This window comes from Sphingomonas bacterium, assembly GCF_903643035.1.
GTDB lineage: Bacteria > Pseudomonadota > Alphaproteobacteria > Sphingomonadales > Sphingomonadaceae > Sphingomonas.
Window position 1 is genome coordinate 1 of record NZ_CAHJWW010000108.1, and the last position, 9,246, is coordinate 9,246.

Annotated in this window: 9 protein-coding genes and 1 pseudogene; 7 read left to right on the top strand and 3 right to left on the bottom strand. The window is 70.0% G+C overall.

Annotated features, from left to right (window positions below):
* A pseudogene (locus HUV01_RS08295) lies at positions 1-196 on the bottom strand (hypothetical protein); the annotation flags it as partial.
* Between the two features lie 182 nt (positions 197-378).
* On the opposite strand from HUV01_RS08295, the gene HUV01_RS08300 reads away from it, so the two are divergent.
* The gene (locus tag HUV01_RS08300) at positions 379-846 is read left to right on the top strand and encodes an Lrp/AsnC family transcriptional regulator (protein WP_174297823.1); all 468 of its coding nucleotides are present in this window, start codon (positions 379-381) and stop codon (positions 844-846) included.
* Between the two features lie 59 nt (positions 847-905).
* Here the strand turns inward: HUV01_RS08300 and HUV01_RS08305 are convergent, their stop codons facing one another.
* The gene (locus tag HUV01_RS08305; protein WP_174297824.1) at positions 906-2,174 is read right to left on the bottom strand and encodes a hypothetical protein; all 1,269 of its coding nucleotides are present in this window, start codon (positions 2,172-2,174) and stop codon (positions 906-908) included.
* 138 nt (positions 2,175-2,312) lie between these two features.
* Between HUV01_RS08305 and HUV01_RS08310 the strand changes: the two genes are divergently transcribed.
* From HUV01_RS08310 to HUV01_RS08330, 5 genes are all read left to right on the top strand, one after another.
* Positions 2,313-3,071, top strand: coding sequence for a YaaA family protein (locus HUV01_RS08310; RefSeq protein WP_174297825.1), 759 nt, complete (start codon positions 2,313-2,315; stop codon positions 3,069-3,071).
* The gene (locus HUV01_RS08315) at positions 3,068-3,757 is read left to right on the top strand and encodes an SDR family NAD(P)-dependent oxidoreductase (protein WP_174297826.1); all 690 of its coding nucleotides are present in this window, start codon (positions 3,068-3,070) and stop codon (positions 3,755-3,757) included. The genes HUV01_RS08310 and HUV01_RS08315 overlap by 4 nt, the downstream gene beginning before the upstream one ends.
* 33 nt (positions 3,758-3,790) lie before the next feature.
* On the top strand, positions 3,791-4,012 hold the full coding sequence (locus HUV01_RS08320; protein ID WP_174297827.1) for a hypothetical protein: 222 nt from the start codon (positions 3,791-3,793) through the stop codon (positions 4,010-4,012).
* A gap of 82 nt (positions 4,013-4,094) precedes the next feature.
* A complete protein-coding gene (gyrA, locus tag HUV01_RS08325) occupies positions 4,095-6,884 on the top strand; it encodes a DNA gyrase subunit A (RefSeq protein ID WP_174297828.1) in 2,790 nt (929 codons plus the stop codon).
* Positions 6,881-7,237 carry a DUF952 domain-containing protein gene (locus HUV01_RS08330; protein ID WP_174297829.1) on the top strand — a complete coding sequence of 119 codons (357 nt, stop codon included), beginning with the start codon at positions 6,881-6,883 and terminating at the stop codon, positions 7,235-7,237. The genes gyrA and HUV01_RS08330 overlap by 4 nt, the downstream gene beginning before the upstream one ends.
* A gap of 169 nt (positions 7,238-7,406) precedes the next feature.
* Here the strand turns inward: HUV01_RS08330 and HUV01_RS08335 are convergent, their stop codons facing one another.
* Complete coding sequence (locus HUV01_RS08335; protein WP_174297830.1) at positions 7,407-7,961, bottom strand: DUF4142 domain-containing protein; 555 nt, start codon at positions 7,959-7,961, stop codon at positions 7,407-7,409.
* A 131-nt stretch (positions 7,962-8,092) separates the two neighbouring features.
* Between HUV01_RS08335 and trmFO the strand changes: the two genes are divergently transcribed.
* Positions 8,093-9,246 (top strand): methylenetetrahydrofolate--tRNA-(uracil(54)-C(5))-methyltransferase (FADH(2)-oxidizing) TrmFO (gene trmFO / locus HUV01_RS08340; RefSeq protein WP_174297831.1); only part of this gene is annotated, 1,154 nt, incomplete at its 3' end.

Genomic DNA, 9,246 nt, shown 5'->3' on the forward strand with positions numbered 1-9,246 from the left:
GCGGCACCGCGTCGCGGATCGAGCGCAGCCGGTCCAGCGCCTTGGGAAGCGGCGCGGCGCGGCCGCGGCCGATCAGGTCGACGAGCTGCCGCCACGCGGAGGCGGCGCCGAACGCGCTGTCCGTGTCCGCCGCGAGAACCGTCGCCAAGCTGTCGTCGAACCGCACGCTCGTCCCCACCATCGCCAGCCTTCGCACCGCGTCTCCGGAGCTTCGCGCCGAATCAAACCTTAACAAGACCCTACCGCCGGCGGAACCGCCCATTTCGATACGCGTCAAAGTGGCACAATTGCGTTAGCGCGCCACCTTCCTATAGCAGCGATCGAACGCCGGTGGAAAACGCCGGCGGGCGTCGAAAGGCGTCGGAAGGGGCGCACGGAATGGCTTTTGACCGGATCGACCGGCAGATAATGGCGCTGTTGCAGGACGACGGGCGGATGACCAACGTCGACCTCGCCGAGCGCGTGGGGCTGACGGCTCCGCCGTGCCTGCGCCGCGTGCGTGCGCTGGAGGAGGCAGGCGCGATCCGCGGCTATCATGCCGAGCTGGATGCGGGCCGGCTCGGCTTTCCGATCACCGTCTTCGCGATGGTCAGCCTGCAAAGCCAGGCGGAGCGCGACCTTGCCGCGTTCGAGGAGCATGTCGCGACGATCCCGGAAGTGCGCGAATGCCATATGCTCAACGGCGAGATCGACTTCATCCTGAAGATCGTGGCGCACGATCTGCGTACGTTCCAGGACATATTGACGACGCACCTCACCCCGGCGCCCAACGTCGCGAGCGTCAAGACATCGCTGACGATCCGGACCGCGAAGGCGCTGTCGGGCATCCCCGTCACCGACGACTGACCGCGCCTTCGCGCCGCCGGCGGCAGGCCGCCCCGGTGGCGTGGCCGGGGCGACCGCCGTCAGGCGGTCGCGGGATGATCGAGCGAGAGCGTCCAGAAATGGGCGATGTCGGCATTGATCGGCCCGCTGACCGCACCGAACGCGGTCTTCGCGCCGGCCTTGTCGCCCGACAGGGCCAGGGCGATCCCGAGGTGAAGGTTGACATCGTCCACCTTCACGCCGCCCTTGCCGAGCGCCACCCGGTACAGCTCGATTGCCTTGGCGTGCTCGCCCTTGCCGAGATAGGCGTCGGCGGTCTGTGCCGCCAGGCTGCCCGTCGCGCCGGAGCGGGCGCGCGCATCGAGCGGCGCGAGCGACCCCTCGCTCTGGATGCCCTTGGCGGCGTCCGCGGCGATCGCCGTCGCGTTGCCGCTGCCCGCCGGGATCTTGCCCGCCGCACGCCCCTCGGCGATAACGGTCCTCGCCTCGTCGGGCAGGCCGACCTTTATGACCTTGTCGCCGTATTCCTCATAGCCATACTGGTCGAGTGACTTGGTCTGGCGCATCAGGCGGAACAGGTCGATGGTCTGGCCCCGGTCCGGCGTCGCGACCGATCCCTGCTGCAAACCATAGATGGTCAGGACGTCGTGCCAGTTCTTCGACGTCGGATAGGCGGCGATCAGACGGCCCAGCCATTCCACTGATCCCGCCTTGTTCCTAGTGTTGACGTTCTGCGCGAGCGCGAACCTGTAATAGGCTTCGGGCGCCGGCTTGCCGGCGGCTTCCGCCGTGTCGACCACCCTGGCGAAATCGGCGGTGCCGCCCGCGACGTCGCCGGCGGAGATCTTGGTCTGCGCGATGATGAGCGGCAGCTGCGGCTCGTTGTAGCCAAGTGCGCTCGCCTGCTGGTAATCGCGCAACGCCGCTGGGAAGTCGCGCTTCTTGTCGGCGAACTGGCCCAGGAAGAAATAGAACTGGCTCTTCTCGGCCTGCGGGGTCTTGGGATTGTCGACCAGCGTCTGGAGCGTCGGCGCCAGCACCGACTGGTCCGCCTGCGGATTGCTCTTGAGCGAGACCTGCTGCACCTGCACACGCATATGGGCGGCGGCATATCGGTCGTCGTCGGTCTTCGCCGCGGCCTCGGCCGCCGAGACGGCCGTCTCCATCGCAGCGACGTCCGTTCCCTTGATCGCGGCCTGCGCGGGGCCGGCCGCCTTGATGAACTCGGGCGAATAGGCGGGGCCTGCCGCCTTGGCGTCCTTCTTGGCGTCGGCCGTGACCGGCAGCGCGAGCGTGCCGACGCCGGCGAGCAGCGCCGCGGCCAGCGCGATCTTGGGGAACTGCGTCATCGCGAAAACTCTCCTGTGGCGGCGGGCGCGACCCGCCCGGTGATCGGGAAGGCGTATAAACGCTGCCGCCCACCGTTCAAGCGGAGCGGCGCGCGAACGCCATTGAACTGCCCGCCGCCGCCGATTACCCCGACCGTCATGATCGCCTTGCTTTCGCCCGCCAAGACGCTCGACTACCGCTCCGCACCGCCGCCGGTGGACGCGACGCGTCCGCGCTTCGCGAGCGAGGCGCGGACGCTGGCCGCTGCAGCCGGGCGGCTGGGGCCGGGGCGGCTGGGCGAGCTGATGGGCATCTCGGCGAAACTCGCGGCGCTCAACGCCGACCGTTTCCGCAGCTTCGAGGCCGGCGAGGAGCGGCCCGCCCTCTATGCCTTCGCCGGCGACGTCTATCGCGGGCTGGAGGCGCGGACGCTGGAGCCCGAGGCGGTGGACTTCGCGCAGGACCATCTGCGGATGCTGTCGGGGCTCTATGGCCTGTTGCGCCCGCTCGATGCGATCCGGCCGTACCGGCTGGAGATGGGAACGGCTTGGGCGCCCCGGCGCAAGAGGCTGACCGACTGGTGGGGGAACCGGATCGCGCGCGCTCTGGGTGAGGATCTGGCGGCGGAAGGGTCGGGCGTGGTGCTGAACCTTGCCAGCCGGGAATATTGGGCGTCGGTCGCGGGGCGGCTGCCGGCGGGCGTCCGGGTGGTCACGGTCGACTTCCGCCAGGCGGGGCCGGACGGCCCCCGCTTCGAGAGCTTCGCCGCCAAGCGCGCGCGCGGCGCCTGCGCACGCTGGATGGCGGAGCACCGGATCGCCGACGTCGACGCGATGAAGGGCTTCGATTCCGATGGCTATGCCTTTGCGGGCGAGGTCGACGGCGACGTGGACCACTGGCGGTTCGTGCGCGGATGACCTCGCCCCGGTCTTCTCCCGCCGTCATCATAGGAGCGTCGGGCGGGATCGGCGCCGCGCTCGCCCGCGCGCTGGCGGACGAGGACCGCGCCGTCATCGGCCTCGCCCGGTCGTTCGCGGGCGATGGGCGCCTCGACCTGGAGGACGAGGGCAGCATAGCCGCCGCCGCCGCGCGCGCCGGGTCGCCCGACCTGGTGATCGTCGCTACCGGGCTGCTCCACGACGCCGATCATGGCCCCGAGAAGGCGATCCGCGACCTCGATCCCGTCTGGCTCGCCCGCCAGTATGCGGTCAACGCGATCGGGCCGGCGCTGGTGGCCAAGCATTTCCTGCCGGTCATGCCCCGCACCGGTCGGACGATCTTCGCGGTGTTGTCCGCGCGGGTCGGCAGCATCTCGGACAACAGGCTGGGGGGCTGGTACGGCTATCGCGCGAGCAAGGCCGCGCTCAACCAGCTGGTGCGCACGCTGGCGGTGGAGGAGCGGCGGCGCAACGACCGCTCGGTGGTGGTCGCGCTCCACCCCGGCACCGTCGACACCGCGCTGTCCGCGCCGTTCCGGTCCCCCGGCCGCGACCTGTTCGATCCGGGTCGCGCGGCCGTGCAGCTGCTTGATGTGCTGGACGGGCTGAAGCCGCCCGACAGCGGGCGGTTCTTCGGGTGGGACGGAACCGAGATCGCGCCCTGATCCTTGTGGCGGCGCACAGCAAAGGACCTTCCCATGCGCTTTCCGCTCGCCGCCGCCCTGCTCACTACCCTCCTCGCCACGACGCCGCTCGCGGCGCAGGCGGGTGGCGATCCAAGGACGGCGCCGTCGCCTACGCCGACCAGGGTCGTGGCGCGCAGCGGACGGCTGGTGACGGCGCGGACCACCAACGGCGGCACGCAGAGCTTCAACTGCAAGAAGCCGTCCAACGCGAAGCGCAAGGTGTGCCGGGGCTGAGGCCCACCGGCGAACAAACGATGGTCAGCGCAGGCCAGCCGGGCTATCGTGCAGAAACATTCCGACACTGTAAGGCCGCCATTTGACCGACGAGACCATGCTCGCCGACCCTTCGGACATTTCCCCGATCTCCATCGTCGAGGAGATGAAGACGAGCTACCTTGATTACGCGATGAGCGTGATCGTCGCCCGCGCGTTGCCCGACGTGCGCGACGGGCTGAAACCCGTACACCGGCGAATACTGTTCTCCGCCAGCGAGAGCGGCTTCGTCTACAACCGGCCGTACCGCAAGTCGGCGCGCATCGTCGGCGACGTGATCGGCAAATATCACCCGCACGGCGACACCTCGATCTACGAAGCCCTCGCGAGAATGACGCAGGACTGGGCGATGCGCGCGCCGCTGATAGACGGGCAGGGCAATTTCGGCTCGATGGATCCCGATCCCGCCGCCGCCATGCGCTACACGGAGGCGCGGCTGGCGCGGATCGCCGGCTTCCTGCTCGACGACCTCGACAAGGACACCGTTGACTTCCAGCCCAACTACGACGGGTCGGAGCGCGAGCCGACCGTGCTGCCCGCGCGCTTCCCCAATCTGCTGGTCAACGGCGCCGGCGGCATCGCGGTCGGCATGGCGACCAATATCCCGCCGCACAATCTGGGCGAGGTGATCGATGCTTGCCTGGCGGTGCTGGACGCGTCGGTGGCCGGCGACCCGCCGGTGTCGGACGACGAGCTGTTGCGCATCGTGCCGGGACCCGACTTCCCCACCGGCGCGATCATCCTTGGCCGCACCGGCTGCCGATCCGCCTATATGACCGGGCGCGGGTCGATCATCGTGCGATCGCGCCACGTCGTCGAACAGGGCCGCGGGGATCGTCGCTCGATCGTCCTGACCGAGATCCCCTACCAGCAGGGCAAGAACGCGCTGGTCGAGAAGATCGCGGAGGCTGCCAAGGACAAGCGCGTCGAGGGCGTCAGCGACATCCGCGACGAGAGCAACCGCGAGGGCGTGCGCGTCGTCATCGACCTGAAGCGCGACGCGACGCCCGACGTGGTGCTGAACCAGCTGTGGCGGCACACGCCGGCGCAAGGGTCGTTCGCGGCCAACATGCTGGCGATCCGCGGCGGCCGGCCCGAGCTGCTGGCGCTGCGCGAGATCATCGATGCGTTCATCGGCTTCCGCGAGATCGTCATCACGCGGCGCGCCAAGTTCGAGCTCGCGAAGGCGCGGGACCGGGCGCATATCCTGCTCGGCCTCGTCGTCGCGGTCGGCAACCTCGACGAGATGGTACGGATCATCCGCGGCTCCCCCTCGCCCGCCGCCGCGCGCGAGGCGCTGCTGGCGCGCGACTGGCCGATCGCCGACATCGCGCCCTATATCCGCCTCGTCGAGGCGGTGGAGGCGGAGGTGACGGGCGACCACTACCGCCTGACCGAGATCCAGGTCCGCGCGATCCTCGACCTGCGCCTCCATCGGCTCACCGCGCTCGGACGCGACGAGATCGGCGACGAGCTGAAGGGCCTCGCCGGCTCGATCGGGGAGCTGCTCGCGATTCTCGCCGACCGTGCCAGGCTGTACGCCGTGATGCGCGGGGAGCTGGTCGCGGTGCGCGAACAGTTCGCGACGCCGAGGCGGACCGAGATCGCCGCCGCCGCCGACGGGATCGAGGACGAGGACCTGATCGAGCGCGAGGACATGGTCGTCACCGTCACGATCGGCGGCTACATCAAGCGCACCAGCCTCGACATGTTCCGCGCTCAGAAGCGCGGCGGCAAGGGCCGCGCCGGCATGGCGACCAAGGACGAGGATGGCATCGCCGAGCTGTTCGTCACCAGCACGCACACGCCGGTGCTGTTCTTCTCCACCGCCGGCAAGGTGTATCGCATGAAGGTGTGGCGCCTGCCCGAGGGCGGGCCGACAACGCGCGGGCGGTCGATGAACAACCTGCTGCCGCTGGGGCCGGGCGAGGCGATCTCCACCGTCCTGCCGCTGCCCGAGGATGAGGGTGAATGGGCCGCGCAGCATGTGATGTTCGCCACCGCGCGCGGCACCGTCCGCCGCAATTCGATGGACGCGTTCACCAACGTGCCCTCGAACGGCAAGCTCGCGATGCGGTTCGAGGAGGGAGGCCCGGACGGCAGGGGAGACCGGCTGATTGGCGTCGCGCTGCTGCGCGAGGACGACGACGTGCTGCTCGCGACGCGCCAGGGCCGCGCGATCCGCTTCGCCGCCGACGACGTGCGCGAGTTCCAGAGCCGGACGTCGACCGGCGTGCGCGGCATGATGTTGAGGCCGGAGGACGAGGTGATCTCGCTGTCCGTCCTTCACGGCGTCGGCGCCAGCCAGGAGGAGCGCGAGGATTACCTGCGTTTCGCTCCCTACAAGGAGCGCGACGGCGATCCCGAGATGCCGATGGAGCGGTTCGAGATGCTGCGCGGCGCGGAGCAGTTCATCCTGACGGTATGCGCCAATGGTTACGGCAAGCTGTCCAGTGCGTATGAATACCGGCGCACCGGGCGGGGTGGATCGGGCATCACCAACATCGACCTGTCGGTGAGGGACGGCGTCGCCCGCAACGGTCCCGTGGTGGCGAGCTTCCCCGTCACCAAGGCGCAGGAGCTGATGCTCGTCACCGACCAGGCCAAGCTGATCCGCATGCCGCTCGCGACGTTGCGCGTCATCGGCCGCGGCTCGTCGGGGCTGCGCCTCTTCAACGTCGCGGCGGGCGAGCACGTCGTCTCCGCGGCGAGGATCGAGGAGAACGAGGAGGACGCCGAGATCGTGCTGGCGGACGGCGCCGTGGCGCGCGAGCCCGATACCGGCGCGACGATCGGCGACGACGCGGCGGCCGGGCCGGAGGACGGCGAATGAGCGGCCCGGACGGCGATACCGCGTACAAGGTGCTGACGGCCGACGAGATGGCGGCGCTGGAGCGCGACGGCAGCTTCGCGGGCGCGCCCGTCGATATAGCGGACGGGTACATCCACCTGTCCACGGCCAGCCAGCTGACAGAGACGGTGGACAGGCATTTCGCCGGCCAAGGCTCCCTGCACGTCGCGGCGGTGGACCTCGGCTCGTTCGGCGACTCGCTCCGGTGGGAGCCGTCGCGCGGCGGTCAGCCTTTCCCGCACCTGTACGCGCCGCTGCCGCTTGAGACGGTGATCGCCTATGGCCCGCTGGAACGCGACGCCGACGGGCAGGTCAGGCTTCCGGTGGCGGGATAGTCGGACGCGGGCGGGGGATCGTCGCACCGACGGGCCCCGCCACCACTTTCACCGCCACGCCACGCCGCCCAGGCGATCGCCGGGACGATCAACCGATCCGCGCGGGAAACGAAAGGGGGCGGCGGCCCGCGCCACCGCCCCTTTCGCATCGGCCGGGGCCGATCGACGGTTACATCGCGGCCGTCTTCGGCATCGCGTTCAGCATGTCGATGTGGCTCTGCACCACCGGCACGATCTTGGCCGCCGTCGCCATCAGCGCGGGCTTGTCGCCGCCCGACGCATAGCTCTGCTGCACCTGGAGCGACGCGTCGTGCGACGTTCCCTGGTCCTGCATGTAGACCGCGTCGCGCGCCTTGCCGGTCGCGGCCCTGATGTCGTCCAACATCTGCGTCTGCATCGGGTTGAGCATCGGCGGCATGACGGCCACGCCGTCCTTGCGCGCGGCAACCTTCACCATCGCGGTGCTCTTGGTGTGATCCGCGATCATCTTGTGCGCGAACGAGCGCACCTGCGCGTCCTTGGTCGACTGGAGGACGAGCTTGCTCGAATCGATCTCAAACTTGTCGCCGGCGCCCGCCGCCTTGACGTAGTCGGGCGCGGTCGTCGGCATCATCATCGGATCTGTGCCAGCCGGCGCGCCCTGCGGCGCCGTCTGCGCGCCGGCGGAGCCCGCCACGCACAGCGAGGCGACGGCGAGCGCCGACAACATGGTGGTCCTGAACATCGTGTTTCTCCTGCAAGATCAATGGCCGAACGCACCGGGACCCCATTGGTCGCATGGGTTGGTCGCACCGATTGATCGCTATCGAGGCGTGCCGCTCGCCTCGCCGTCCGCCATCGGCTATCCGCCGCGCCATGACCCACGACATTCACATCGTCGGCGGCGGACTCGCCGGATCGGAAGCCGCCTGGCAGCTCGCGCAGGCCGGGCGGCGCGTGCGCCTGTCGGAGATGCGCGGCGGCGGCCATGCGACCCCCGCGCACCAGACCGACGATCTGGCGGAACTCGTCTGCTCGAACAGCCTCCGGTCGGACGATGCCGACTCCAACGCGGTCGGGCTGCTGCACCAGGAGATGCGCGCGCTGGGGTCGCTGATCCTCGCCACCGCCGACGCGCACCGGGTTCCCGCCGGCTCCGCGCTGGCGGTCGACCGCGACGGCTTCTCCGCCGCCGTCACCGCCGCGCTGGAGGCGCATCCCAACGTCGATCTGGTGCGCGAGCGGGTCGACGCCCTGCCCGAGGGGCCGGCGATCGTCGCGACCGGGCCGCTGACCGGCGCCGCGCTGGCGGCCGGCATCGCCGGGGCGACCGGCGCCGACGCGCTGGCCTTCTTCGATGCGATCGCGCCGATCGTCCACCGCGACTCGATCGACCTCGGCGTCGCGTGGATGCAGTCGCGCTGGAACAAGAGCGCCACGCACGACTACATCAACTGCCCGCTCGACAAGGAGCAATACGCCGCCTTCCACGCCGGGCTGATGGCGGGCGAGAAGGGCGAGTTCCGCGAATGGGAGCGCGACACGCCCTATTTCGACGGCTGCATGCCGATCGAGGTCATGGCGGAACGCGGCCTCGACACGCTGCGCTTCGGACCGATGAAGGGCGTGGGGCTGGACGATCCGCGCACCGGTCGCTGGCCCCATGCCGCGGTGCAGCTGCGCCAGGACAACGCGCAAGGGACGTTGTGGAACATCGTCGGCTTCCAGACCAAGCTGAAACATGCCGAACAGGTGCGGCTGTTCCGGACCATCCCCGGACTCGAGCGCGCCGAGTTCGCGAGGCTGGGCGGGCTGCACCGCAACACCTTCATCCGCTCGCCCGTGCTGCTCGACGCGACGCTCAGGCTGAAGTCGCGCCCGTCGCTGCGCTTCGCGGGCCAGATCACGGGATGCGAGGGCTATGTCGAGAGCGCCGGCATCGGGTTGCTGGCGGGCCGGTTCGCGGCCGCGGAGCTTGGCGGGCGCAGCCTGCCGCCGCCCCCGCCCGAGACCGCGCTCGGCGCGCTGCT

Bases quoted from the DNA above. Each gene is read 5' to 3' on its own strand.
- HUV01_RS08310 (WP_174297825.1), top strand. From the start codon at position 2,313: ATGATCGCCTTGCTTTCGCCCGCCAAGACGCTCGACTACCGCTCCGCA.
- HUV01_RS08315 (WP_174297826.1), top strand. From the start codon at position 3,068: ATGACCTCGCCCCGGTCTTCTCCCGCCGTCATCATAGGAGCGTCGGGC.
- HUV01_RS08330 (WP_174297829.1), top strand. From the start codon at position 6,881: ATGAGCGGCCCGGACGGCGATACCGCGTACAAGGTGCTGACGGCCGAC.
- HUV01_RS08335 (WP_174297830.1), bottom strand. From the start codon at position 7,961: ATGTTCAGGACCACCATGTTGTCGGCGCTCGCCGTCGCCTCGCTGTGC.
- HUV01_RS08320 (WP_174297827.1), top strand. From the start codon at position 3,791: ATGCGCTTTCCGCTCGCCGCCGCCCTGCTCACTACCCTCCTCGCCACG.
- HUV01_RS08305 (WP_174297824.1), bottom strand. From the start codon at position 2,174: ATGACGCAGTTCCCCAAGATCGCGCTGGCCGCGGCGCTGCTCGCCGGC.
- HUV01_RS08300 (WP_174297823.1), top strand. From the start codon at position 379: ATGGCTTTTGACCGGATCGACCGGCAGATAATGGCGCTGTTGCAGGAC.